Annotated in this window: 21 protein-coding genes; 5 read left to right on the top strand and 16 right to left on the bottom strand. The window is 69.2% G+C overall.

Going from position 1 to position 23,938, the window contains the following annotated elements; genetic code table 11:
• Position 1 precedes the first annotated feature (1 nt).
• From HPO96_RS25535 to HPO96_RS25525, 3 genes are read right to left on the bottom strand one after another with little or no spacing between them, the layout of a single operon-like run.
• A complete protein-coding gene (locus HPO96_RS25535) occupies positions 2 to 2,590 on the bottom strand; it encodes a phenylalanine--tRNA ligase subunit beta (protein WP_171676781.1) in 2,589 nt (862 codons plus the stop codon).
• A complete protein-coding gene (pheS, locus tag HPO96_RS25530; protein ID WP_171676779.1) occupies positions 2,590 to 3,699 on the bottom strand; it encodes a phenylalanine--tRNA ligase subunit alpha in 1,110 nt (369 codons plus the stop codon). The genes HPO96_RS25535 and pheS overlap by 1 nt, the downstream gene beginning before the upstream one ends.
• 37 nt (positions 3,700 to 3,736) lie before the next feature.
• Positions 3,737 to 5,251: an MFS transporter gene (locus HPO96_RS25525; RefSeq protein ID WP_337796805.1), complete on the bottom strand. Its 1,515-nt coding sequence runs from the start codon at positions 5,249 to 5,251 to the stop codon at positions 3,737 to 3,739.
• A 57-nt stretch (positions 5,252 to 5,308) separates the two neighbouring features.
• Here HPO96_RS25525 and HPO96_RS25520 point away from each other — a divergent pair, with 57 nt between their 5' ends.
• A complete protein-coding gene (locus HPO96_RS25520; protein ID WP_337796804.1) occupies positions 5,309 to 6,007 on the top strand; it encodes a TetR/AcrR family transcriptional regulator in 699 nt (232 codons plus the stop codon).
• Between the two features lie 72 nt (positions 6,008 to 6,079).
• Positions 6,080 to 6,460 (top strand): hypothetical protein, encoded by a 381-nt coding sequence (locus tag HPO96_RS25515; protein ID WP_171676776.1) that lies wholly within the window; start codon positions 6,080 to 6,082, stop codon positions 6,458 to 6,460.
• A 398-nt stretch (positions 6,461 to 6,858) separates the two neighbouring features.
• Here HPO96_RS25515 and HPO96_RS25510 read toward each other — a convergent pair whose 3' ends face one another.
• The 4 genes from HPO96_RS25510 to infC all read right to left on the bottom strand — a co-directional run bounded on the left by HPO96_RS25510 (position 6,859) and on the right by infC (position 9,177).
• Positions 6,859 to 7,671, bottom strand: a complete 813-nt coding sequence (locus HPO96_RS25510; RefSeq protein WP_171676774.1) for a TrmH family RNA methyltransferase — start codon at positions 7,669 to 7,671, stop codon at positions 6,859 to 6,861.
• A gap of 29 nt (positions 7,672 to 7,700) precedes the next feature.
• On the bottom strand, positions 7,701 to 8,087 hold the full coding sequence (gene rplT / locus HPO96_RS25505; RefSeq protein ID WP_171676772.1) for a 50S ribosomal protein L20: 387 nt from the start codon (positions 8,085 to 8,087) through the stop codon (positions 7,701 to 7,703).
• A gap of 95 nt (positions 8,088 to 8,182) precedes the next feature.
• The gene (gene rpmI / locus HPO96_RS25500) at positions 8,183 to 8,377 is read right to left on the bottom strand and encodes a 50S ribosomal protein L35 (RefSeq protein WP_171676769.1); all 195 of its coding nucleotides are present in this window, start codon (positions 8,375 to 8,377) and stop codon (positions 8,183 to 8,185) included.
• Between the two features lie 74 nt (positions 8,378 to 8,451).
• Complete coding sequence (infC, locus tag HPO96_RS25495) at positions 8,452 to 9,177, bottom strand: translation initiation factor IF-3 (RefSeq protein WP_184999649.1); 726 nt, start codon at positions 9,175 to 9,177, stop codon at positions 8,452 to 8,454.
• A gap of 288 nt (positions 9,178 to 9,465) precedes the next feature.
• Between infC and HPO96_RS25490 the strand changes: the two genes are divergently transcribed.
• Entirely contained in the window at positions 9,466 to 9,852 is a 387-nt protein-coding gene (locus HPO96_RS25490; RefSeq protein WP_171676767.1) for a DUF1844 domain-containing protein, read from the top strand.
• A gap of 2 nt (positions 9,853 to 9,854) precedes the next feature.
• Here HPO96_RS25490 and HPO96_RS25485 read toward each other — a convergent pair whose 3' ends face one another.
• From HPO96_RS25485 to gabT, 6 genes are all read right to left on the bottom strand, one after another.
• Positions 9,855 to 11,057 carry a JmjC domain-containing protein gene (locus HPO96_RS25485; RefSeq protein ID WP_171676765.1) on the bottom strand — a complete coding sequence of 401 codons (1,203 nt, stop codon included), beginning with the start codon at positions 11,055 to 11,057 and terminating at the stop codon, positions 9,855 to 9,857.
• Positions 11,047 to 12,300 carry an MFS transporter gene (locus HPO96_RS25480; protein WP_171676763.1) on the bottom strand — a complete coding sequence of 418 codons (1,254 nt, stop codon included), beginning with the start codon at positions 12,298 to 12,300 and terminating at the stop codon, positions 11,047 to 11,049. Before HPO96_RS25480 ends, HPO96_RS25485 begins: the two co-directional genes overlap by 11 nt.
• Positions 12,297 to 12,848, bottom strand: coding sequence for a flavoprotein (locus tag HPO96_RS25475; protein ID WP_171676761.1), 552 nt, complete (start codon positions 12,846 to 12,848; stop codon positions 12,297 to 12,299). Before HPO96_RS25475 ends, HPO96_RS25480 begins: the two co-directional genes overlap by 4 nt.
• The gene (lanKC, locus tag HPO96_RS25470) at positions 12,838 to 15,381 is read right to left on the bottom strand and encodes a class III lanthionine synthetase LanKC (protein WP_171676759.1); all 2,544 of its coding nucleotides are present in this window, start codon (positions 15,379 to 15,381) and stop codon (positions 12,838 to 12,840) included. The genes HPO96_RS25475 and lanKC overlap by 11 nt, the downstream gene beginning before the upstream one ends.
• A gap of 499 nt (positions 15,382 to 15,880) precedes the next feature.
• On the bottom strand, positions 15,881 to 17,260 hold the full coding sequence (locus HPO96_RS25465; protein WP_171676756.1) for an NAD-dependent succinate-semialdehyde dehydrogenase: 1,380 nt from the start codon (positions 17,258 to 17,260) through the stop codon (positions 15,881 to 15,883).
• On the bottom strand, positions 17,257 to 18,570 hold the full coding sequence (gene gabT, locus HPO96_RS25460) for a 4-aminobutyrate--2-oxoglutarate transaminase (protein WP_171676755.1): 1,314 nt from the start codon (positions 18,568 to 18,570) through the stop codon (positions 17,257 to 17,259). Before gabT ends, HPO96_RS25465 begins: the two co-directional genes overlap by 4 nt.
• Positions 18,571 to 18,644: 74 nt before the next feature.
• On the opposite strand from gabT, the gene HPO96_RS25455 reads away from it, so the two are divergent.
• On the top strand, positions 18,645 to 19,559 hold the full coding sequence (locus HPO96_RS25455) for a LysR family transcriptional regulator (protein ID WP_171676753.1): 915 nt from the start codon (positions 18,645 to 18,647) through the stop codon (positions 19,557 to 19,559).
• Positions 19,560 to 19,640: 81 nt separating this feature from the next.
• On the opposite strand, the gene HPO96_RS25450 is transcribed toward HPO96_RS25455, so the two are convergent.
• From HPO96_RS25450 to HPO96_RS25440, 3 genes are read right to left on the bottom strand one after another with little or no spacing between them, the layout of a single operon-like run.
• Positions 19,641 to 20,489, bottom strand: a complete 849-nt coding sequence (locus HPO96_RS25450; protein WP_202886363.1) for a carbohydrate ABC transporter permease — start codon at positions 20,487 to 20,489, stop codon at positions 19,641 to 19,643.
• A complete protein-coding gene (locus HPO96_RS25445) occupies positions 20,486 to 21,364 on the bottom strand; it encodes a carbohydrate ABC transporter permease (RefSeq protein WP_171676751.1) in 879 nt (292 codons plus the stop codon). The genes HPO96_RS25450 and HPO96_RS25445 overlap by 4 nt, the downstream gene beginning before the upstream one ends.
• Positions 21,364 to 22,659: an ABC transporter substrate-binding protein gene (locus HPO96_RS25440; RefSeq protein WP_171676749.1), complete on the bottom strand. Its 1,296-nt coding sequence runs from the start codon at positions 22,657 to 22,659 to the stop codon at positions 21,364 to 21,366. Before HPO96_RS25440 ends, HPO96_RS25445 begins: the two co-directional genes overlap by 1 nt.
• Positions 22,660 to 22,910: 251 nt before the next feature.
• Between HPO96_RS25440 and HPO96_RS25435 the strand changes: the two genes are divergently transcribed.
• On the top strand, positions 22,911 to 23,927 hold the full coding sequence (locus HPO96_RS25435) for a substrate-binding domain-containing protein (RefSeq protein WP_171676747.1): 1,017 nt from the start codon (positions 22,911 to 22,913) through the stop codon (positions 23,925 to 23,927).
• The last annotated feature ends 11 nt before the right edge of the window (positions 23,928 to 23,938 follow it).

Here is a 23,938-nt window from a genome sequence, read left to right as displayed (position 1 = left end):
GTCAGCCCACTCTTTGGACGGCGCCGAAGCGCTCGACAGCCACCTGGACGGCGGCCTGACGGGCCTCGGAGACCTCGTTCTCCTTGAGGGTGCGGTCGGCGGCCCGGAAGCGCAGGGCGAACGCGAGCGACTTCTTGCCCGCGCCGATCTGCTCACCGGTGTACAGGTCGAACAGGCGGACGGACTCCAGCAGCTCGCCGGCGCCCTCGACCAGCGCGGCCTCGACTGCCGCGGCGGCGACGTCCTCCGCGACGATCAGCGCCACGTCCTCCTTGGCGACCGGGTAGGACGAGAAGGGCGCCGCGGTGATCGACTCCGGCCCAGCTGCGATCAGCGCGTCCAGGTCGAGCTCGACAGCGCTCGACCGGGTCGGCAGGCCGAACGCCTGGCACACCTTCGGGTGCAGCTCACCCGCATGGCCGACCACCTTGCCGTCGACGGAGAACTCCGCACAGCGGCCCGGGTGCCACGGAGCGAGCTCCGTGTTCCGGACGGTTGGCTCGACACCGACTGCGGCGGTGATGAGCCGTGCGATCTGGACGGCGTCCGCCCAGCTGACCGGGCGGCTCTTGCCCCACCAGCCGGCCGGAGCCAGCGCGCCGGTCAGCACCACGCCGACATGCAGCGGCTGCGCCGGAAGCGCGTCGTACAGCGACTGGACCTCCGCATCACTCGGCCGGGACTCCACCGCGGGCAGCGGCGCCGGAGTGGCGTCAGCCTTCGGCAGGAAGACCAGACCGGTCTGGAAGATCGCCAGATCGGTCGCACCGCGACCGACGTTGCGCTCGGCCGTCCGCAACAGCGTCGCGAGCAGAGTGGTCTGCATCGACGGCTCTTCGTCGGACAGCGGGTTGACCAGCTTGACCGTCGTCCGGCGGACGTCGTCCGCGGGCAGACCGAGCGCATCGAAGTCGGCCGCGCCGGTGAACGGGTACGACACCACCTCGGAGAGGCCTGCGCCGACAAGGGCGGTCGCGACCCGGCGGCGGCGCTGCTGCGACACCGTCAGCCCCTGGCCTCCCGGTGCCTTCGGCAGCACCGACGGGACGTTGTCGAAGCCGAACAGCCGGATGACCTCTTCGGCGAAGTCGTTCGGGTCGCGCAGGTCCGGCCGCCAGGACGGCGGGGTGACGGCCCACAGGTCGTCACCTTCGAACCGCTCGCAGCCCGCGTTCTCCGGGTCGGTAATACCGGCCGGCAGGAAGTTCAGCGACGAGCTGTGTACTCCGACCGCCAGCGGGGCTGCCGTCGCACCTGTCGCCGGCGCGCCCAGCGTGCAGCCCACCGCCTCCAGATGCGCGATCGCATCCTCGACAGCGATCGGGGCGCCCGACACGCGCGCGGCGTGGTCGCCGCGAATGACCACCGGCGCCGGAGCTGGGTGGGTGTCGATCACGGTCTCGTCGGGGAGGACCGTGCCGCCGGCGTGCTCGGCGAGCAGGTCGGCGACCCGCTGCGCGGCGTACCGCGGCAGCTGCGGGTCGACCTCGCGCTCGAACCGGCGCGACGCCTCCGACGAGAGCTTGTGCCGGCGCGAGGCCCGCGCGATCACGATCGGGTCGAAGTGCGCGGCCTCGATCACGACGTCGGTGGTGGTCTCGGAGATCTCCGTCGACGCGCCGCCCATCACCCCGGCGATGCCGATCGGGCCGGAGTCGTCGGTGATCAGCAGGTCCTCGGCGTCCAGCTCTCGGGTCTGGTCGTCCAGAGTGACCAGCTTCTCGCCGGCCTCCGCCCGCCGGACGACGATGTCGCCGCTCAGCCGGGCCTTGTCGTACCCGTGGATCGGCTGGCCCAGCTCGAGCATCACGTAGTTGGTGATGTCGACGCCGATCGAGATCGGCCGCATCCCGGCCGCCTGCAGCCGCTTCTGCATCCAGCGCGGAGACAGCGCCTTGGCGTCGATGCCGGTCACAGTGCGCGTGACGAACACGCTGCAGGCCGCAGCGTCGTCCACCCGGACCGGGTAGCCGTCAGCAGCAGAGCCGGTCAGCGGCAGGTCAGCAGCGTCCTTCAGGGCGACGCCGTACGCCGTAGCGGCCTCACGAGCCACACCGCGGATGGACAGGCAGTAGCCACGGTCCGGCGTGACTGCGATGTCCAGTACGTCGTCGCTCAGCGACAGCAGCTCGATGGCGTCATCGCCCGGTGTGCCCTCGCCGGCCTCCAGAACGACGATGCCGTCCGAGCCGTCGTCCCCGAGGCCCAGCTCGACACTGGAGCAGATCATCCCGTTCGAGACGTGGCCGTAGGTCTTACGCGCCGAGATCGCGAAACCGCCCGGCAGCACCGCCCCCGGCAGCACTACGACGACCAGGTCGCCGACCTCGAAGTTGTGCGCGCCGCAGACGACCCACTGCGGCTCCTCCTTGCCGATGTCGAGCGAGCACCAGCGGATGGTCTTGCCGTTCTTCTGCGGCTCGTTCTCGTAGGTGAGCACCTTGCCGACGACCAGCGGCCCGGTCAGCCCGGACTCCTCGACCGTCTCCACCTCGAGACCGGCCCGGATCAGCTTCGCCGCGACATCGCGGCCGGTGACGCCCGCGGGCAGCTCGACGTACTCGCGCAGCCATGACAGTGGGACTCGCATCAGATCTCCATCCCGAACTGGCGGCTGAACCGCACATCACCCTCGACCATGTCCCGCATGTCCTCGACGCCGTTGCGGAACATCAGCGTCCGCTCCAGGCCCATTCCGAACGCGAAACCGGAGTAGCGGTCGGTGTCGATCCCGCAGGCGCGCAGCACGCGCGGGTTGACCACTCCGCAGCCGCCCCACTCGATCCAGCCCTCGCTACCGCAGGTGCGGCAGGGCCGGTCCGGGTTGCCGACGGACTCGCCGCGGCAGACGAAGCACTTCAGGTCGACCTCGGCCGACGGCTCGGTGAAGGGGAAGAAGTTCGGCCGCAGGCGGGCCTCCAGCCCTTCGCCGAACATCGACACGACGAAATGGTCCAGCGTGCCCTTCAGGTGCGCCAGGGTGATGCCTTCGTCCACCACCAGGCCCTCGACCTGGTAGAAGACCGGGGTGTGCGTGGCGTCCAGCTCGTCGGTGCGGAACACGCGGCCCGGGCAGATCACGTAGATCGGGGGCTTGCGGGTCAGCATCGACCGGGCCTGCACCGGCGAGGTGTGCGTGCGCAGCACCTTGCCGGAGCCGGCCGGCTCCACGAAGAAGGTGTCCTGCATCTGCCGCGCCGGGTGGTCCGGCTGGAAGTTCAGGGCGTCGAAGTTCAGCCACTCGGCCTCGATCTCCGGGCCTTCGGCGACATCCCAGCCCAGCGCGGTGAAGACGTCCGCGACCTGCTCGGAGATCAGCGACAGCGGATGCCGCGCGCCCAGCTGCGGGGTGTGCCACGGCAGCGTCACGTCGACGCGCTCGGTGGCCAGCATCCGCTCCTCGTGCTCCGCCTCGAGCACGGTGAGCCGCCCGGCGAACGCCTCGTTGATCGCTTTCCGGGCGGACCCGATCCGCTGTCCGGCCTCTTTACGGGCCTGCGGCGGCAGTGCGCCGATTTCGCGGTTGGCCAGCGCGATGGGCGACTTCTCGCCCAGATGCGCGACCTTGGCCTCCTGCAGGGCGGCCAGATCGGCCGCCTTGGTAAACGCGTCGAGGGCCTCGTCTCGGCTCCGCTCCACCTCTACGGCGTGCAACGGCGTCACTTCGACCGGGTCGTACTCAGTGTTGGGACCGGACATGGCTCGCTCTCGATTCGGAACTTCTGCGACTTGCAGTCTAAGAAGCCCGGGCCTCCAAGCGTGAATCGGCCGTCTCATTCGTCCGGCGCGGCAGTACGACCAGGGCGACCACTGCGCCTGCCAGAGCGCCCACCAGACCGACAGTCATGGCGATGGTCATGGCGTCGGTGAAGGCGGCCCGGGCGGCCGCAGCGAAGTCCGGACCGAGGGCGAGCGTGCTGGCAATCGAGTCGCGCGCTGACTCCGGCACGGCGTCCGGCAGGTTGGCCGAGTACGCCGCAGCGAGCACACTGCCCAGGACTGCGACGGACAGCGCACCACCTGTCTGCTGAACGGTGTCGTTCAGCGCTGAGCCGACACCTCGGTATTCGGCCGGCACTGCCTGCATCAGCAGCGTGTACGCCGCCGGCCCAGCCAGACCGCCGCCGACGCCCATCACCATCAGGCCGACGATCAGCAGACCGTAGCCGGTGGCGCCGGAGACCTGGGAGAGGATTGCGAACGCACCGCCCATGACTGCGAGCCCTAGTGCGATCAGCGTCCGGTCCGCGATCTTCTTGCCCAGAGTGGCCCCGAGGACGTTGAAGACCGTTGCGGCCACGGCGTACGGGACCAGGGCCAATCCGGCCTTCAGTGGGCTGTAGCCGAGCACGAACTGCAGGTACTGCGTCAGTGCGAGCATCAGACCGCCTGCGGCGAACGAAAGCAGGACGATCGAGAAGCTGGTGCCGCTGAAGCGCCGGTCCTTGAAGAGCGCCAGCGGGACCATCGGGTGCGCACTGCGCTTCTCCCAGAGCGCGAAACCAGTCAGGGCCAGTACTCCGACAGCCAGACCGCCCAGCACGCGCGGAGACCCGAAACCGTCAACCGGGATCTCGATGATCGCCCAGACCACCGCGCACATTCCGATGATCGACAGGACCGCACCGGCCGGGTCGACACTGCGTGCCGGGCCACGGGACTCCGGGATCAGCAGCAGCGCCCCGATGATCGCACCGATCGCGATCGGGACGTTCAGCAGGAAGATCGAGCCCCACCAGAAGTGGTTCAGCAGGACGCCGCCGACGGTCGGACCGGCGACGACACCGACCATGGCGACCATGGACCAGCCGGCCATCGCTTTGCGCTGCTCCTCCGGCGGGAACACCGTGAACAGCAGCGACAGCGTGCTCGGCATCAGCAGGGCGCCACCGACGCCCATCAGGCCGCGGCACGCGATCAGCTGCCATGGCGTCTCGGCGAACGTCGCCAGCAGGGATGCGGCGCCGAACAGGACCAGACCGATCAGCAGCAGCTTCCGTCGGCCGTAGCGGTCGGACAGGCTACCTGCGGTCAGCAGCAGCCCTGCGAACGCCAGGATGTACGCGTCGATCACCCATTGGATGTCGGCGGGAGTTGCCCCCAGGTCGCGCATCAGCGACGGGATGGCCAGGTTGAGCACGGTGTTGTCGACGACCAGCACCAGCAGGCTCAGACACAGGATCAACAGGATCCACCAGCGGCGGGGATGACCGGCCGTGGCGGCGGAAGACTCGAACGGTGTACTAGTCACTCGAACACTGTACGACAACCTCGTACACTGTTCCAGTGGGTTGTTAGGATGGCGCTCGTGACGGAATCGATCTGGACCCGGAAGCCCAAGGCCGCGCCGGCGCGCGAGACGCTCACCCGGGAGCAGATCGTCCGGACGGCGATGGAGACCCTCGACGCCGACGGGCTGGCCGGGCTGAGCATGCGCAAACTGGCCGCCAAACTCGACGCGGGCGCGACCAGCCTCTACTGGCACGTGCCGACCAAGGACGATCTGATCGACCTGCTGATCGACGAGGCCTGGGGCGAGATCGACGTCCCCGACCCCGGGCTGGCCGGCTGGCGGAGCGGCGTCCTGCTGTTCGCGCACAGCCTGCGGGCCGGCATCATGCGCCACCCCTGGCTGCCCGAGGTGATGTACACCCGGCCGAGCATGGGCCCGCAGGCGATGGCGATGGGCTCCCGCGGCCTGGCCCTGATCGGCGCCGCCGGCTTCACCGGCCGGGACGCCGACTTCGCCCTCGGCACAGTCATGTCCTACGTCCTCGGCAGCGCCGGCGGCGAGGTCGCCACCCGCCAAATGGCCCGCAAAGCCGGCCAGTTCGTCGAACAACTGGCCGGCGCCGTCTTCGAACAAACCAACCAGATCGCGGACGACACCATGCGCGAGTCCGCCCGCCGCCGCGTCGAAGGCGACATCGAAGGCATGTTCTACGACTCCTTCACCTACGGCCTCGAAGTAATCCTCGAAGGCCTCTCGCGCAATGCCACGGAGTAACCGGTCCGTCAATCTGTTCGACGGCTACAGAAAGTGACCAGCGATGAACCCGACGCTGATCACGATGACCTCATGATCAAACGTTTGGGAACCATCGCAGCAGCCCTCGTCCTCGGTGCCGCCGGCACCGGCCTGGCCGCCACTCAGGCCTGGGCCGGCAACGTGGACTCGCGGGGCTGCGTCCGGGTCTATGTGGAATACGAATCGATCAACGACACCCAGCGCCGCGTGTGGTGGGCCGAGGCGACGAACGCTTGTAGCTACTCCTGGTCCGGTCACTTCGAGCTCGGGAAGAACAACGGCCCCGACCGCAATCCTGCTCCGTCGCACCGAGTGAACCTCGGCGGCATCATCGTCAACAAGGGGCAGTACTGCGTCGAGGGCGTCGCCTGGCGCAACGACGGCGCCGGCAAGTTCTTCGAACTGGGTCGGGTCTGCACCAGGGTCGTCTGACCTCGAGCCGATGGGGTGCCTGAGACGTCGCGAAGTCTCAGGTCCCCATCCTGAACAGCAGTGGGTGCCTTGGAAGAGGGCTAGCGGCAGCTGGGCTTCGGTGAGGTTGGCGCCTTGGGTGACTTCGGCACCGGGGTGGCCGCCGGACAGCAGCTGCATCGAGGCGTTCGGCGTCAACAGCCGTTAAGAGGGACGCCGAGGGATGCGCCATGCCGACGAACGCGCCGCGGGCCAGCTCTGGGCCGGTTTCTGCCGCAGACGGCGGCAGGAAGTCGAGCGGTAGACCCACTGCGATGATGTGCCACTGCCGACCAGCCTCAGCGCACCGTCGGAGCAGTTCGAGTGCGTATGCAGGTTGCCACGCCAGAAACGACCAGGCAGGCCGAACGGCAGGACTGTCATTGGCGCTGGGCTCGGGCGGAGGCGTAGAGGCAGATGGCGGCGGCGGTGGCCAGGTTGAGGGATTCGGCGCGGCCGTAGATGGGGACGCGGACGGAGTGGTCGACGAAGGCGTCGAAGCCGTCAGGGAGGCCGTGGGCTTCGTTGCCGAAGAGCCAGACGGTGGGTTTGGCGAGGGTGCCGTCGTCGATGCAGGTGTCGAGGTCGGTGGTGCCGTAGCCGTCGGCGGCGAGAACCTGGAGGCCTTGGGCGCGCCAGGCGGTGGCGGCGGTGGCGAGGTCGGCGTCGACGGTGATCGGCAGGTGGAAGATGCTGCCGACGCTGGCCCGGACGGCCTTCGGGTTGTGCGGGTCGACGGACTCGGCGGAGAGGACGACGGCGTCGGCGCCGGCCGCGTCCGCCGTCCGGATCAGGGTGCCGACGTTACCCGGGTCGCGGACCTGGAAGCCGGCGGCGACCAGCCGTGCGGTCGGCGGCACGGCGGCGCCCAGCTCGATGTCGACGAGTGAGCAGACCGCGACGACGCCCTGGGAGGTGACCGTCTCGCTCAACGCCTCGACGGCGGCCCGGTTGACCTCGAACCAGGGGACGCCGGCCACGGCGGCCAGGTCGAACAGGTCGCGATGCCTGGTCTCGACACCCGGTTCGGCGTACACCTCCAGGACCAGCTCGCGGTGCTCGAGGGCCTCGCGGACGGCCTGCGGCCCTTCGACCAGGAAGCGGCCGGACTTGCGGCGGAACGCACGAGTGGCGAGCCGCCGGGCCTGCTTGATCCGCACGGACTGTGCGGTCAGCAGACCAGGGCTCGCCACTCGAGTGCTACTCAGGAAACCGGTACAGCTCAGGCCGAGACGGCCGGCGCGTTGACGTCGGCGGGCAGGGCGGCCTTGGCCACCTGCACCAGCGCGGAGAACGCCGCCGGGTCGTTGACGGCCAGGTCGGCGAGGATCTTGCGGTCCACCTCGACCTCGGCCAGGCGCAGACCCTGGATGAACCGGTTGTAGGTCAGGTCCTCGGCGCGGACCGCAGCGTTGATGCGCTGGATCCACAGCTTGCGGAAGTCGCCCTTGCGCGCCTTGCGGTCACGGTAGGCGTAGACGAGCGAGTGGGTGACCTGCTCCTTGGCCTTGCGGTACAGCCGCGAGCGCTGGCCGCGGTAGCCGCTGGCCTGCTCGAGTACGACCCGGCGCTTCTTGTGGGCGTTGACTGCCCGCTTCACGCGTGCCATGAGGTGTTACTCCTTGGTTCTGCGCCGCGACCGGGCTGGGCCGGTACGGCGGGATGTTCGGGGGGAAGGGCCACCGGCCCCGCGAGGCGGGAGCCTCAGATGCCGAGAAGCTTCTTGGCCTTCTTCACGTACGACGGAGCAACCTCGGTCGTGCCGCTCAGCTTGCGCTTGCGCTTCGAGGACTTGGCCTCGGCGAGGTGCCGGACACCGGTCTGCTCGCGGCGCAGCTTGCCCGAGCCGGTGACCCGGATCCGCTTCTTCGTCCCCGAGTGGGTCTTCATCTTCGGCATGGCTTATGAACTCCTGTTGATCTTTCGTTGACTCGAAACTCGGTGTGGTGCTCCGGCGCGAGCCGGAGCATCCGTCACTCCGGGTCGAGGTTGTCTGCCGGACCCTTCGGCTTCTTGACGGCCCCGGCGGCGCGCTCGGCCTCGTGCGCCTGAGCCTGCTCGGCGCGCTCGGCGCGCTCCGCCTCCAGCTCGGCCTCACGCTCGGCCTGTTTCGCGGCCTTGTCGGCCTCCACGTCCACGCGCGCCTCGGACTTCTTCTTGTGCGGTCCGAGCACCATGATCATGTTCCGGCCGTCCTGGCGGGCGTTCGACTCCACGAAGCCGAGCTCGCTGACGTCCTCGGCCAGCCGCTGCAGGAGCCGGAAGCCGAGCTCCGGGCGCGACTGCTCGCGACCGCGGAACATGATGGTGATCTTGACCTTGTCCCCGGCTCGCAGGAAGCGGACGACGTGACCCTTCTTGGTCTCGTAGTCGTGCGGGTCGATCTTCGGCCGCAGCTTCATCTCTTTGATGACGGTGTTGGTCTGGTTCCGGCGGGACTCGCGCGCCTTCTGCGCGGTCTCGTACTTGTACTTGCCGAAATCCATCAGCTTGCAGACCGGCGGGCGTGCCGTGGCCGCAACCTCGACCAGGTCGAGATCGGCTTCCTGAGCCAGCCGAAGGGCGTCCTCGATCCGGACGATGCCGACCTGCTCACCGTTCGGTCCGACCAGTCGCACCTCGGGAACGCGGATGCGCTCGTTGACGCGCAGTTCAGTGGTGATGGGTCCTCCTGGGTTGTTCTCTGTGTCAAGTGCCACCTTTGTCGCCGGGAGACTCCGGAAACGACGAAGGCCCTCGTGCGATGTTCACACGAAGGCCCAATTCCCTGATCCCCGGCGGCCCAACCCTGGCGGGCAAGTACGCCGTACGATCGCCACGGCACCCGGAGCAGAACTCCGGAACCGCTGCGTGACCGGGAACCCGCCGACTCTGCATCGACTGGGTGGGAGGTGGCCCTCCGCTTGGATCCAACCACCGGGGCTCCTCGGGTATTCCACCCAGGGGGCACCACTGGACCGGATCGGTCGCCATGTAAGAGTAGCAGCATGAGCGACCAACTCTCCACTCCGCAGTCCGGGCCCGCCGACGACACCCCGACGGCGTCCCGCGACATCGCCGAGGTTCCGAGCGTGGAGATCATCTCGACCGCCGCCTTGCACCTGCTCAGCGCGGCCGCCGTCAACCTCGGTCTGGCCGAGGACCTGCCCGAGCACCGCGACCTCGACGAGGCCCGCTCGCTGATCGACGCGCTGGCCGGCCTGCTGGACGCCGCGGCGCCGTCGCTGGGCCACCACCACGCGGCGCCGTTGAAGGACGGACTGCGCTCGGTGCAGCTCGCGTTCCGCGAGGCCTCCAGCATCCAGGACGAGCCGGGCCAGGGCCCCGGCGAGAAGTACACCGGGGCCGTCTACCCGGCCACGAAGGCCTACTGAGCTCAGACGCGCGCCGCGAGACCGGTGCGCAGGAGCAACGTCACCAGCTCAACGGCCGTCTCTTCAGGCAAGTCGAATCCGGCAGCCGTCCAGGGGACGGCGCTGTCGGCAGCAAGCAGGTCGGCGACGACCTGTGCCGGGGCGTCCTCGAACTCGACGATGGAGTCGCCGAGGTGGACCCGCAGGTTGCCGTTCGGCAGCCAGTCGACTCCAGCAGCCGCTTCGGCCACTGTGCGGACCTGTGTCTCCGCAGTCGGCGCCGGCAGGAAGTTGTCCAGCGGACGGCGGGCCGACTCCAGCGAGAAGCGCCGATAGGTGTCGGCCAGCTCGGAGTTGTCCGTCGGCTGCTCGGACAGGGCCGTGAAGTGCTCGGCCAGCAGTTTTGCCGTTGTCGCCAGCGCCTCACCGCGCAGCTCGGCGGACCGGCCGAATCCCCACGGCAGCTCGGCCCGGAAGGCCCGCTCACTCCCCAGCGCACGGACGAGCTCGGCAGCCAGGAAGTACGGCGTCAGCGTCGGGAACGAGAAGCTGACGTGCAGCGAGTGCTCGTCGGTCGCGAAGCCGTTGTGGATCCATCCGCGCGGGATCCACAGGCTGTCCCCCGGCTGCAGCGTCACTTCGAGGTACGGCGTACCGGTGCGCAGCCGGGTCCACTCCGCCTCGGTCACCTTCGAACCGTCCCAGGGCTGGTGCTCCAGCGGGTCGTTGTAGACCGGCGCGTGCAGCTGCCAGGTCTTGCTCCCAGCGGTCTGCACGATCAGCACGGAGTGGGTGTCGTAGTGATGTGCGAAGCCCTGGCTACCGGACGGCGTCAGATAGGCGTTCGCGCTGATCGGCAGCCCGGTCTCGTGGCTGAGCCGACGGCACAGGTCCCCGATCGGCTTCCAGGTGCGGTGCAGTGACTCCAGCACGGTCGTCGCACCAGCGCCGATGTACGCCGAAACCTTCGTCGACCGCACCACGTCGGCGAAGCCGGGTTGGATCGGCTGCCCGGCCCAGGTGTACGCCGATTGGGCCACCCGCTTGCCGTCCTTCACCAGACTGACCATCTGGCGCTGGAGCGAGCCGTGGTCGAGCAGCTCGCTCACTGCGGCCAGACCGAAGTCCAGCGTGGACGAGTCGCGCCAGTTGACCGCTTCGGTCGGCGGCTGCGCCAGAAAGTCGGCGGCATTCGGGATCAGACTGGACAGAGCTTCAGTACGCATGACGAGACTCCTCTGGCACGAGCGGGCGGGAGGCCACCGGTTCCGGTGACAGTTGGGCCCGGACCGGCCGGGCCAGGGTGAACAGCACGCAACCGGCCAGTGCGACGGCCATGACGCCGTACGCCGGGCCTGGTCCGTGGTACTGCAGCAGCCAGCCCATGACGATGGTGCTGATTGGGTAGAGCAGCGAACCGACCAGCGTCATGGTGCTCTGCGCACGAGCCATCATCGAGTCGTCGACGACGTGGTAGACCTCGGCCGTCATCGCGATGATCAGCACCGGCGCGGTTGCCCCCAACAGAGCCAAAGCGGCAACCACGACCGGCATGGACGGTACGACGGCCACCGCGGTGACTGCCCCGGCAACCACAACCCCACCCAGGATGACGGCCCGGAACGCGCCAGTCGCCACCAACCGCGGTGCGATCAGCGAACCGAGCAGCGCACCCGCAGCGGTGACTGCGGACATCGCACCGATCACCGCGGCCGGCGTCTTCAGCCCGACGAGCATCGGGACCATTCCGAAGAACGCCGCGGCGGTGGCGAAGTTCAGCACGGCGGACCAGAGCGTCAACGTCCGCAGGAACGGCTGCGTGAACACATAGCGCAGCCCCGACCACATGTCGCTGGTGAGTCGCTCCTGGGTGACATGGCGGCCGCCGAGACCCGACGTGATCCGGATGACCAGATAGGTGCAGAACAAGAAGGTGACCGCGTTGACCGCGAACGGAATCCAGTGCGCGACGGCATACAGGCCGCCGCCGACCGCGGGACCGATCAGACTGGCGGCGTACGAGCGGGACTCGTTCAGCGAGACCGCTTTGGTGATGTCGTCCGGGCGAACCAAATGCCGCAGCGCAGCGGCCAGTGAGGGGTTGTAGATCGAGCTGACCAGCCCGTCGACCACGCCGACGATCGCTAACGGCCAGACCGACTCGACGCCGGTGAGGATCGCCACGGCCAGCACGGCCCACAGGACCGCGCGCAGCAGGTCGACAACGATCATCACCGTCCGCCGATCCCACCGGTCGGCCAACGCACCGGCGGGCAGCCGGGCAACGTTCAGCACGATCAAGCGGACCGTCAGCAACGCACCGGCCCACAGCGCTGACCCGGTCAGGTCCAGGACCAGCAATGGGATGCAGACGTCGCTGACACGTGCACCCAGCGCCGTGAGCGCCTGCCCCCACCAGAACCGGCTGAAGTCCCGGTTGTCGCGCAGCAGCGCGGTCCGCCCGCTCATGCCGCGGCCAGAGTCCGCCACTGGGCAGCAATCACCGCAGCGGTCCGAACGGGTGCTGGCATCGCCTTACTGGGCTCGAACTCACCACTCCAGAGCGTGAGTACTTCGGTGTCCTCGGGCGAGACCACCACGACGTCCTGCTCACGCAGCGAGCGCACTGCCTGTTGCGTCGTCCGCGCCTGCCACATCCGCGGGTTCATATGCGGAAACACGATCCGCGGCGCCGGCGTGGCCAGCATCGCGGTCAGCGCCGGGGACGACGCCAGACCGAGCGCGGCCGAGACGAGGAAGTTCGCCGAGCACGGTGCGACCACGAAGAGCTTGGCCTGGTTGGCGAAGGCGACCGGATTCACCACCGGGCCACTAGGCTCGATCACCTCATCGGCGATCAGCGCGACCGCCGACGGCTGCACGAAGGTCAGCGCCGAGTGGGTCAGCATCACCGAGAGCGGTCCACTCACTTCACGCCGCCAATGCGCCAGATGCGACGGCAGGTCCAGCGCGGCGCTCGCACCGGTGCAGACGACGGCCAGACGATCACCCGGCATGGCTCAACACCCCCGCGGGCTGCCCGAAGCGGACGTCGAGTGTCGCGCCACCGTTCTGAACCCGATGCAGCGTCATCGCTACCCCTGCACTTCCGGAAGCCACATCACAGCTCTGCCGCATCAGCCCGTCCCCCGGGAACCCTGTCCCGCTGGGGTCGACGCACCGCAGCGAAACGATCTGGTCGACCAGCCGAGCGACGGTCGCGTCCAGAGCCTCCGCATCCGCGGGCAGTGCGGCCTTGGCGTCGAGCAGAAACTCGATGAGTCCGCTCATCCCGGCGAAGTAGCCCGGATTCACCGAGAAGGGCATCCCGACGCCGCGGACGATCGACCAGAGCGGATCGACCAGCGTCTCGTCACCGGTCAGCCGGAGGTGGTGTGCGACCGCCATCCCGACTCCGGAGCCACCGCGGACGACGTACGGCTCGAACGCCGACGTCCCGACGTACGCGCCGAAGCCGATGCCGCCGTTGGCGCGCGGGCGACCGTGCGCCAGATCGAAGCCGAGCGCGCGCCGTCCCATCCGAACCAGGAAGGAGTCGCCGGCCTCGACGCCCAACTCGGTCAGGTACGTCGAGATCCCAGCCGAGCCGTGGAGGAAACCAAGGGGGTGCGGGTCGGCCTGCGGCCACCACAGCCCGGTGCCGTCATCCGAAGCGCGGTCGATCAACCGGTCCGCGAGCGCACGGGACTGTTCGAGGTAGTCCGCGTAGCCGGTCAGCCGATAGGCGTGCAGCAACGCGACGCCGACACCGGCGATGCCAGTACCGAGTCCACCGCGTTTGTCTCCGGTCAGGGCCTCGCCGGTGGCACTGACGAGCAGACCGCGATCGTCCTGACCCAGTTCGAGCAGTGCAAGCCCGATGCCCGCGCGTCCGACGTACAGGCCCATCGGCAGCGGCCGGTTCTCGTCGAGCCGGTCAGTGAGCCAATCGACCAGCGCTGGGTCGACAGCGCCGTCCAGCACCTTCAGCGCCCGCAAGACGCCGGCCGCGCCGTACGCGAGCGAAAGCGTGTTGCTCTGGAACTGTTCCGGGTGACCCGGGAACAACCGATCCCGGCGCTCCGGCGTCGCTGCGGCGCGCAAACCACGCAGGACGTCGGGCACCAGGGAATCGGTCGCCCCGTCGCCGGACGGCAACGCCAGCCGGGAGGGCAGGTCGCCGAGCGGCAGATCGAGCTGGCGAGCGGTCACAACGAGGGCCCGGCTGAACACCTCAGGGCGGAAGGCGAGCAGGGCGTTGCGTGGCATGACCGTGGCAGCTTCGATCGCGTCGACGCCGTACGCGAGGTAGGCCGCGTCACTGGCCCACGCCGCCGTTCCGGGCTCCGGTGCGAACCCGCTGGTCCGCGGGTACTGCGCCGGGTCCGAACCGACCGGGCGGCAGGCTTCGAAGTCCACCAGCCGCACAGTGTCGTTGTCGTCGATCATGATGTTGGTGAGCGAGACATCGGAGTACACGATGCCGTGCTCCAGGCAGGTGGTCAGGGCAGTCCGGATCTGCTGCAGGACGGCCTGTGCCCGCGCGGGGTACGCAACGTCCGGTTTGCCGGTCGCGAACGGGTGGTTGCGGGACAGCCAGACCTGCATGGTGATGCCGGGCACCTTGGACTGCACCAGGAACGTGTGTTCCCAGACAGTGGCGATCTCGACGCCGTCCGGTGCCACTCCAGTCCCGGCGAGCGCCTGGAGGTAGTCGTACTCGCGCTGCAGCCGCTCCGGGGCATCGGAGCCGTCCGGCGCGAAGGCTGTGTACGGCCGCGCCTCCTTCAGCACGTACTCCGTACCGTCCGGACCGGTGGCCAGATACACACCGCCGGCCGGTGAATGCCGCAGTACAGAGGTCACCTTGTAGCGCTTGAACAAACCGCTGAGGTCATCGCTCACCGTCGGCCGATAGAACGGGTCGTCCGAGACCCACGGCGGCAGTGTGAAGGTCGGAGTCCGGGAGTCGTTCCACGGTTTGCCGTCCGGGCCGGTGATGACGCTGATCGGGTAGCCGTCGTCGTCGACACCCGGAGGCTTGCGGAAGGTGCCGTAGCGATACTGCACCGAGCCGCTACCCGCGTAGCGGCGGTCCGTCAGTACGTGTGCGCCCCGCAGGTCGCCGAGCCGCGCAGTGAACCGGTCCGCGAGCGAGCGGGCGTGTTCGGGCGACAGCGGGTAGACAGTCACCGCCTTGCCGGCGCCGCCGCGTGACCACCAGCGGCTGAGCTGGGCCAGCCCGAGCTCGGGCGAGCGGACGACCTTGAAGCTGAACGAGTCGGCCAGGTACTCGTCGATCACCGCGTTCATCAGCGTGGCCAGGTCGTCGGGCCGCGCCGAGAGGTGCAGCTTCCAGCCGTACTCCGGCAGCTCGGCCAGCGGCCGGTCGAAGCAGCGGGCCCAGATGCCGACGCCGTCGAGGACGACCGCCCGGTCGCCCACGCGCTCGCGGAGCAGCTCCAGGAACGCGCCCGGCTCCGAGGACCGCTCGACGCGGTCGTAGTACTGCGGGTCACTGATCGTGTAGGCCCGGAACGAGTCGATCATCTGCACTCCCACCCTTGAAGAGGACAAGCGAAAGGGGGCCTGGGCCAATCGGCACAGGCCCCCCGGTGCCCCGCGTCGCGGGTTGTTCGAGCGATTGCGGTGGTCAGGTGCGTGCATCGCGGTGCTTGGGCAGTGGCCTCGATGCGGAGCATCGTGGGCGCTGGACAAGTGCCGTGAGGTGCGTGCCTGGGCGCCGCAAGCGCCGAAGAACCCGCGGCGCGGGGCACAAGCTGCGAAAATCAGCAGTTGTAGCTGACGCCGCTGCCGTCCGTGTGCAGCACCGGACCGGCGACCTCGTCCTCGGACAGGATCTGCAGGTCGAGAACCTCAGCCATGATTTTCTCCTTCGGGGTGGTGGGCGGTTGGGCCGGTCGGCCTTCCCGATGACCAGAAGTCAACCCTGGGTAGCCGGTCCCCCACATGGGGTACACACCCCCAAATTCCCGAGCCCCGTACGTACGGACATACCCGGTACGGAATCTGGGTGGCGGATACCCATTTACGCCCAATCGATGCTGAGGTACTGCGTCTCGGAGTACTCCCGCAGCCCGTCGCGGGCCCCTTCCCGGCCGAGGCCGCTCTGCTTGACGCCGCCGAACGGCGCCGCCGGATCGGAGACCAGACCGCGGTTCACGCCGACCATCCCGACGTCGAGCGCCTCTCCGATCCGGATCGCCCGCTGCAGCTCGCCGGCGTACACGTACCCGGCCAGCCCGTACTCTGTATCGTTGACCCGGGCAATCAATTCGGCATCGTCGGACCAGGTCGCGATCGCGGCCACCGGACCGAAGATCTCCTCGGTGAACAGCTCGGAGTCGTCCGCGACGTCGCGCAGCACGGTCGGCGGGTAGAAGTACCCGGCCGCGGCCGGAACCGTTGCCTGGTGGGTGATTCGGGCCCCGCCGGCCACCGCCGCGCCGACCACCCGGGTCACCCGGGCGACCGCCGTCCCGGAGATCAGCGGGCCGATCTGGGCGCCGTCCGCATAGGGGCCGACGGCAAGCTTCTCGACCGCGCGGCCGAACAGCTCGGTGAAGCGATCGGCCACGGCCTCGTGGACGTAGAACCGGTTCGCCGCCGTACAGGCCTGGCCGCCGTTGCGGAACTTCGCGATCATCGCGCCCGCGACGGCCTGCTCCAGGTCGGCGTCCTCGGTGACCACGAACGGCGCGTTCCCGCCGAGCTCCATCGCGGTCACGACGACCCGGTCGGCCGCCTGCCGCAGCAGCGCCTTGCCGACCGCGGTCGAACCGGTGAAGGAGAGCACCCGCACCCGCGAGTCCGCCAACCACGTCGACACCACCCCCGCGGCGTCCGTCGTCGGCACCACCGTCAGGACGCCGTCCGGTACGCCGGCCTCGGTCAACAGCCGGGCGACCGCCAACGCGGTCAACGGTGTCTCGGCGGCCGGTTTGAGCACCGCCGTACAGCCCGCGGCGAGCGCCGGCGCGATCTTGCGGGTGGCCATCGCGGCCGGGAAGTTCCACGGCGTCACGAGCGCGGCCACGCCGATCGGCTTGTGCGTGACGACGGTACGGACGCCGCCCGCCGGGGCCGAGCCGTAGTCGCCGCCGGGCCGGACCGCCTCCTCGGCGTACCAGCGGAAGAACTCCGCGGCGTACGTGACTTCGGCCAGCGCATCCGCCTCCGACTTGCCGTTCTCGGCGCTGATCAGCGCCGCCAGCGGCGTCCGATCGCGGTGCATCAGCTCGAATACCTTGTGCAGCAGCTCGGAGCGCTTCCGCGGCGCCGTCCGCGACCAGGCTGGGAAGGCCGCCGCGGCCGCATCGACCGCCGCGCGCGCATCCGCGGCCGTACCGTCGGCGACCTCGCCGATCACGGTCAGATCGGCCGGGTCCTCGACCTGGAAGGTGGTCATGCCAGACCCCCGACCACGATGTCGAGCGCCTCGATGAGCAGCTCGTCACTGATCGTCAGCGGCGGCAGGAAGCGCAGCACGTTGCCGTAGGTACCGCAGGTCAGCACGATCACCCCCTGCTGGTGCGCGGCGGTCGCGACGGCCTTCGCGAGCTCCGGCGCCGGTACGGCGGTCCCCGGCTGCACGAGCTCGACCGCGATCATCCCGCCCCGGCCGCGGATGTCGCCGATCCGGTCGTCCTCGGCCTGGGCCTTCTGCAGCCGGGACTTGATCAGCTCCTCGATCCGCCGCGCGCGCTCGACCAGCCCGTCGGCCTCGATCGTCTCGATGGCCGCCAGCGCGGCCGCACACGCGAGCGGGTTGCCGCCGTACGTGCCGCCGAGGCCGCCGACCTGCGGCGCGTCCATGATCTCGGCGCGGCCGGTCACCGCCGACAGCGGCAGGCCGCCCGCGATCCCCTTGGCGGTCGCGACCAGATCCGGTACGACGCCCTCGCGGTCGCAGGCGAACAGGTCACCGGTCCGCGCGAACCCGCTCTGCACCTCGTCGGCGACGAACACCGCGCCGTTCGCCCGGCACCACTCGGCCAGCGCCGGCAGGAACCCGGGCGCGGGCTCGACGAACCCGCCCTCACCCTGGATCGGCTCGATCACCACGGCCGCCACCTCGCTGCCGCCGACCTGCTTCTCGATCACGTCCAGCGCCCGGGCCGCGGCCTCCGCGCCGCTGAGCCCGCCGTCCCGGTACGGGTACGAGACCGGCGCGCGGTAGACCTCGGCGGCGAACGGGCCGAACCCCTTCTTGTAGGGCTGGTTCTTGGCGGTCATCGCCAGGGTCAGGTTGGTGCGGCCGTGGTAGGCGTGGTCGAAGACGACGACGGCCTGCCGGCCGGTGTACGTGCGGGCGATCTTGACCGCGTTCTCGACCGCCTCGGCGCCGGAGTTGAACAGCGCCGTCCGCTTCTCGTGATCGCCCGGCGTCAGCCGGTTCAGCGCCTCGGCGACGGCGACGTACCCCTCGTACGGCGTGATCATGAAACACGTGTGCGTGAAGGCGTCCAGCTGTGCGCGGACGGCGTCGACCACCCGCGGCGCCCGCGCCCCGACCGTGGTGACCGCGATCCCGGACCCGAGATCGATCAGTTGGTTGCCGTCAGCATCGAGTACGACGCCGCCGTCGGCGCCGACCGCGAAGACCGGCAGCGTGGTCCCCACCCCGGCCGCCACCGCGCCCTGCTTTCGCGCCATCAATTCCGCCGAGACCGGCCCGGGGATCGCTGTCCTCAGAATGCGCCGCTGTTCGATCGTCATCCTTCCAGTCTTCGGGCGGCGATCTATGCTGTCCAATACTTGTCTCGCACCAATGGCATGCCTAGGAGGCATGGATGGAGCTGCGCACCCTGCGCTACTTCGTGGCGACCGTCGACGCCGGCACGGTCACCGCCGCCGCAGAGCGGCTCCACGTCACCCAGCCCGGCCTGTCCCGCCAGCTCCGGCAACTGGAGCAGGAGCTCGGCGTCGACCTGTTCCACCGCACCGGCGGGCGCCTGACCCCCACCCGCGCCGGGCAGTCCCTCCTCCCGCTCGCCCAGGACGTCCTCGAGCGCGCCGACGCCCTCCGGGTCGCCGCCGCCTTCCACGCGAAAGGCCGGCTCGATCGCCTCACCATCGGCGCGCCGCTGACCACGCTCCGGGACGTCGTCGCCCCGTTCATCGCGACCCTGGACGCCGGCGACCCGATCCCGGCGGTCTTCCAGGCCGACGGGCAGACCGCCGGTGAGATCCTCGGCCGCGGGGCCGACCTCGCCGTCACGAGCTTCCCGGCCCGAGCGCCGTACGAGAGCCGGACGCTCGCCGAACTACCGGTCTGGGCCTGCGTGCCGCCCGGCCACCGCTGGGCGCACCGAGCCCGCCTCCGGCTGGCCGAACTCGTCGCCGATCCCGAACACCCGAGCACCGCCGAGCGGCTCGTCCTGCCGCCGGCCACCTTCACCTCGCGGATCTCACTGGACGCCGCGCTCCAGCGCGCGGGCCGCTCGTACTCCGACCCGATCGAGGCCGCCGACGGCACCGTCGCCCAAGCGCTCGCCGCCGCGGGACGCGGGGTCGCGGTGGTCTCGGACGATCCGCAGTTCGGGCTGCACGCGCTGCCGATCCACACCGACGACGGCAAGCTCTCCGTCCGCCTGATCACCGCCTGGGACAGCCGCCACCCGGCACACACCGCCATCGCCGCCGTCGCCGACCGGCTCCGCCTGTTCGTCGCACAGCGATACAGCGTCACCAACGACAGGACGTAGTCAGGTACGTACAGCCGCCGGCCCGCCTGCGACAGGAGGCGGCGGCCGCCGATCGGCCACCTCCTCCTGTCCTTGGCGTCGCTAGCCCTTGACCGCGCCTTCTTCGACGCCCTTGAAGAAGAAGCGCTGGAGGGTGGCGAAGACGATCACGATCGGGATGAAGGCGATCATCGTGCCCGCGGCGATCAGGCGCGGGTTGTTGCTGAAGGTGCCGGACAGGTATTGCAGACCGACGGTCAGCGTGTACTTGTCCGGGTCGGTGAGGACGATCAGCGGCCAGAGGAAGTCGTCCCAGGCGCCGATGAACGCGAAGATCGCGACCACGCTGATGGTTCCGCGCACCGAGGGCAGGCCGATGAAGACGAACCGCTGCCAGGCGTTGGCGCCGTCCACGATCGCGGCCTGATCGACTTCGATCGGCAGCGAGCGGAACGCGTTGTACATCAGCAGCACGTTCAGCGCGCCGATCATGCCGGGCAGGGCGACGCCGAACAGCGTGTTCGCCAAGCCGAACTCCCGCACCGTGACGTATTGCGAGATGATCGTGACCTCACCAGGCAGCACCAGCGTGGCCAGGAACAGCCCGAGCACCAGCTTGCGGCCCTTGAACTGCAGCCGCGAGATCGCGAACCCGGCCAGCGAAGCGCCGATCACGTTGCCGCCGACAACCAGTACCGCGACCACCAGCGAGTTCCGCGCGTAGTCCCAGACCGGGATCGTGTCGGCCACCGCCTTGTAGTGATCGAACGTCGGCTGGGACGGGAGCAGCCGCGGAATCCGGGTGTAGATGTCCTCGCCGGAGCCCTTCAGCGACGTCGACAGCTGCCACAGGAACGGCCCGATCGTGATCAGCAGCACGAACGCGAGCAGGATGTAGCGGGCCACTTTCTCGCGCGGCGAGATCGTGTTGAACCCGAACGAACGGCTCATGCCTGCGCTCCCCGGTTGTTCAGCCGGGCGAGCACCAGCATCGGGACGACGGTGACGAAGAACAGCACGATCGACAGCGCCGAGGCGTAGCCGAGGTTGCCCTCGAAACCCTGGCTGTACTGCTGGATCAGCATCACGACCGAGTTGTCGCGGCCACCCGGGCCGCCCTTGCCGCCGCTCAGGATGAACAGCTCGGAGAACACCCGCAGCGCCGAGACCGAGATCAGGATCGAGATCAGGATCATCGTGCCGCGGACGCCGGGGATCGTGACGTGCACGAACCGGCGCAGCGGACCGGCACCGTCCACCGCGGCGGCCTCGTGCAGCTCCCGCCCGACGTTCCCGAGAGCGGCCAGGTAGATGATCATGTAGTACCCGAGGCCCTTCCAGATCGTCAGACTGATTGCGCTCAGCAACAACAGCCACTGGTCGGACAGGAACGGCAGCGGACCGGAGATGACGCCGAGTTTCTCGGCCAGGCCGTTGACCAGGCCGCGGTCGTCCAGGATCCACTGCCAGATCAGCGCCACGACGACGGCCGACGCGACCACCGGGGTGTAGAACGCCGTCCGGAAGAACGTGATACCGGGCAGCTTCTTCTCCACCAGGACGGCGAGCAGCAGCGGCAGCACGGTCAGGAACGGCAGACAGACGACCATGTAGATGACGCTGTTCAGCAGGGCCCAGCGCAGCTGCTCGTCCTGGATCAGGGTCTCGAAGTTCTTCAGCCCGACGAACGTGCCGCCGCCGAGCGGCTTGGCGTTCGTGAAGGACAGGATGACCGTGTTGATCGACGGCCACAGGTTGAAGACCAGCAACCACGTGAGTGCTGGGATCACCAGCACCCACGGGGTGAACCAGCGCTGGTGACGCATCACTGGGTGAGCAGCTGGTTGGCCTTGGCGACGGCCGCGTCCAGAGCTGCCTGCGAGGTGATCTTGCCCGAGATCGCGAGCGAGATCTGCTGCCCGATGAAGTCGTTGGTGGCGCCGCTGATCACGGCCGGCGTCAGCGACTTCGCCTTGGCCAGCGACTCGAACGCGAGCACCTTCGCGTCACTTTCCGGCGTCCCGTCGGACTTCGAGAAGTACGGGTCGGACGCCGACGCCTTCGTGGACGGGAAGATGTTCACGATCTTGGCGAACGCGGCCTGGTTCTCGGCGTTGGTGACGAACCGGGCCAGCGCGATCGCGGCCGCCTGGTTCTTGGTCTTGGCCGAGACCGAGAGGCCCTGCACGTACAGCGGCGGGGTGTCCAGCGCCGGCGACGGGACGATCTTGCCCTTCAGCGACGGGTTGTCCTTGGTGAAGTCCTGGATGGCGTTACCGCCGCCGGTCGTCCAGGCCACCTTGGACTGGGTGAACAGCTTGGAGTTGCCCAGGTACTCCTGGGTCAGGATGTCGCGCGGCAGGTAGCCCGCCTTGTAGGCCTCGCGGTACTTGTCCAGCAGCGCGGCGGCCTCGGGGGTGTTGAAGGTGAACTTCTTGCCGTCCTCGGAGAGGATCTGGACGCCGGCGTTGGTGAAGTCCCCGATACCGGGCAACCGGCTCATCAGGTACTCCTTGCCGCCGGTCTTGTCGTGCATCACCTTGGCGGCGGCGAACAGCTCGTCGAAGGTCTTCGGCGGGTTCTTCACGTCCAGCCCGGCCGCGGCGAACTTGTCGGCGTTCCAGTAGTCGATATCGGTGTTCAGGTACCACGGGTAGCCGAACGTGCCGTCGAGCCCCTGGTACTGGTACGCCTGGACGCCGCCCTCGACGTACTCGTCCTTGATCTTCGGGTCGGCCGCGCCGACGTCGAGCAGCAGGTTCTGCTTGGCCAGCGGGAGCGCGAAGTCCGGCGGCAGGTTGGTCACGTCCGGCAACTGCCCGGCCGACGCCTGGCTCAGCACCTTCTTGTCGTACCCGTCACCGGGCTGGTCCAGCCAGGTCACCTTGGTCCCCGGGTACTTCGCCTCGAAGGCCTTGATCACACCCTCGACGTACGTGGTGAACTTCGGCTTCAGGGCCCAGGTCTGCAGCGAGACCTCGCCGGTCACCTGGGCATCCGCGCCGACGGTCGGCTTCGCGCCGCCGCTGCCGGAATCGTCGGACGAACCGAGGCCGCAGCCGGCCAGGGTGAGAGCCGAGGCGGCGAGCAACGCCACCAGCGCCGAACGGCGTCTACGCATGGGGATTCTCCAGGGTTTGATAAACCGGTATAGCTCCCGAACTATTCACATCGTAGAATCCGCTGTCAAGGGTAGGCGTCGCGTTGGTGATGGGGCTTGAACGCTGACGGCGTTCAGGTGCGTGCATCGCAAGGCGGAGTGCGGGGCTCGGAGTGGTGTTCTCCGTGGCTCGTGCTCCAACGCCGCGAGGTGCGTGCCTGGGCGCCGTCAGCGTCAAGCCCCATCACCAACGTGACGCATAGGGAGGTTCCGTGGCCAGACCGACGATTGCGGATATCGCGCAGCGGGCAGGCGTGTCCAAGGGCGCGGTGTCGTTCGCGCTGAACGGGCGGCCGGGGGTCAGCGACGCGACGCGGGAGCGGATCCTGCGGATCGCCGAGGACATGAGCTGGCGGCCGCACAGCGCCGCCCGGGCGCTCGGGGCCTCCCGGGTGGACTCGGTGGGCATGGTGATCGCCCGCCCGGCGCGCACGCTCGGCGTCGAGCCGTTCTTCGCGCACCTGCTGTCCGGCGTGCAGTCCGGCCTCTCGGCGGAGTCCATCTCGCTGCAGCTGCTGATCGTCGAGGACGCCGAGGCGGAGGTCGAGGTGTACCGGCGCTGGGCCTCGGAGCACCGGGTGGACGGCGTGATCCTGGTCGACCTGACTGTCCGCGACCCGCGGATCGACGCGCTCAAGGAGCTCGAGCTGCCGGCCGTGGTGATCGGCGGCCGCGGCGGCAAGGGCGCGCTCGCCTCGGTCTGGGCCGACGACCGGGACGCGATGCTGACCATCGTCGAGTACCTGGCCGCGCTCGGCCACCGCCGGATCGCGCACGTCGCCGGGACGCCGATCTTCCAGCACACCCAGCGCCGGATCCGCGCCGTCCGGGACGCCGCGCCCCGCCTGGGCCTGCTGGAGGCGCCCTCGCTGACCACCGATTTCAGCGACGCCGAGGGCGCCGCGACCACCCGCCGGCTGCTCTCCCAGGCCGACCGGCCGACGGCGATCGTCTACGACAGCGACGTGATGGCCGTCGCCGGGCTCGGCGTCGCGATGGAGATGGGCGTCTCGGTGCCCGGCGATCTGTCGATCGTCGCCTTCGACGACTCGATCCTGACCCAGCTGATGCACCCGGCGCTGACCGCGATGTCCCGGGACACCTTCGACTTCGGGCGGCAGGCGGCCGAGGTGCTGCTGGAGGTGATCGCCAATCCCGGCGCCGCGGTCAACCGGCGGACCGCCGATCCGGTGCTCACCGTCCGCGAATCCACCGCGCCCCCGGCCTGACCGGCTGGTTG

Source organism: Kribbella sandramycini, assembly GCF_013131805.1.
GTDB classification, from domain to species: Bacteria; Actinomycetota; Actinomycetes; order Propionibacteriales; family Kribbellaceae; genus Kribbella; species Kribbella sandramycini.
Note: the sequence above shows the minus strand (reverse complement) of the source record. Positions and strands in the feature narration are given on the sequence as shown.

What these genes read in the sequence shown, in the direction of transcription:
- HPO96_RS25535 (WP_171676781.1), bottom strand. Translation starts at nt 2,590, where the DNA reads ATGCGAGTCCCACTGTCATGGCTGCGCGAGTACGTCGAGCTGCCCGCG.
- pheS (WP_171676779.1), bottom strand. Translation starts at nt 3,699, where the DNA reads ATGTCCGGTCCCAACACTGAGTACGACCCGGTCGAAGTGACGCCGTTG.
- HPO96_RS25515 (WP_171676776.1), top strand. Translation starts at nt 6,080, where the DNA reads ATGATCAAACGTTTGGGAACCATCGCAGCAGCCCTCGTCCTCGGTGCC.
- rplT (WP_171676772.1), bottom strand. Translation starts at nt 8,087, where the DNA reads ATGGCACGCGTGAAGCGGGCAGTCAACGCCCACAAGAAGCGCCGGGTC.
- rpmI (WP_171676769.1), bottom strand. Translation starts at nt 8,377, where the DNA reads ATGCCGAAGATGAAGACCCACTCGGGGACGAAGAAGCGGATCCGGGTC.
- HPO96_RS25490 (WP_171676767.1), top strand. Translation starts at nt 9,466, where the DNA reads ATGAGCGACCAACTCTCCACTCCGCAGTCCGGGCCCGCCGACGACACC.
- HPO96_RS25485 (WP_171676765.1), bottom strand. Translation starts at nt 11,057, where the DNA reads ATGCGTACTGAAGCTCTGTCCAGTCTGATCCCGAATGCCGCCGACTTT.
- HPO96_RS25480 (WP_171676763.1), bottom strand. Translation starts at nt 12,300, where the DNA reads ATGAGCGGGCGGACCGCGCTGCTGCGCGACAACCGGGACTTCAGCCGG.
- HPO96_RS25475 (WP_171676761.1), bottom strand. Translation starts at nt 12,848, where the DNA reads ATGCCGGGTGATCGTCTGGCCGTCGTCTGCACCGGTGCGAGCGCCGCG.
- lanKC (WP_171676759.1), bottom strand. Translation starts at nt 15,381, where the DNA reads ATGATCGACTCGTTCCGGGCCTACACGATCAGTGACCCGCAGTACTAC.
- HPO96_RS25465 (WP_171676756.1), bottom strand. Translation starts at nt 17,260, where the DNA reads ATGACCACCTTCCAGGTCGAGGACCCGGCCGATCTGACCGTGATCGGC.
- gabT (WP_171676755.1), bottom strand. Translation starts at nt 18,570, where the DNA reads ATGACGATCGAACAGCGGCGCATTCTGAGGACAGCGATCCCCGGGCCG.
- HPO96_RS25455 (WP_171676753.1), top strand. Translation starts at nt 18,645, where the DNA reads ATGGAGCTGCGCACCCTGCGCTACTTCGTGGCGACCGTCGACGCCGGC.
- HPO96_RS25450 (WP_202886363.1), bottom strand. Translation starts at nt 20,489, where the DNA reads ATGAGCCGTTCGTTCGGGTTCAACACGATCTCGCCGCGCGAGAAAGTG.
- HPO96_RS25445 (WP_171676751.1), bottom strand. Translation starts at nt 21,364, where the DNA reads ATGCGTCACCAGCGCTGGTTCACCCCGTGGGTGCTGGTGATCCCAGCA.
- HPO96_RS25440 (WP_171676749.1), bottom strand. Translation starts at nt 22,659, where the DNA reads ATGCGTAGACGCCGTTCGGCGCTGGTGGCGTTGCTCGCCGCCTCGGCT.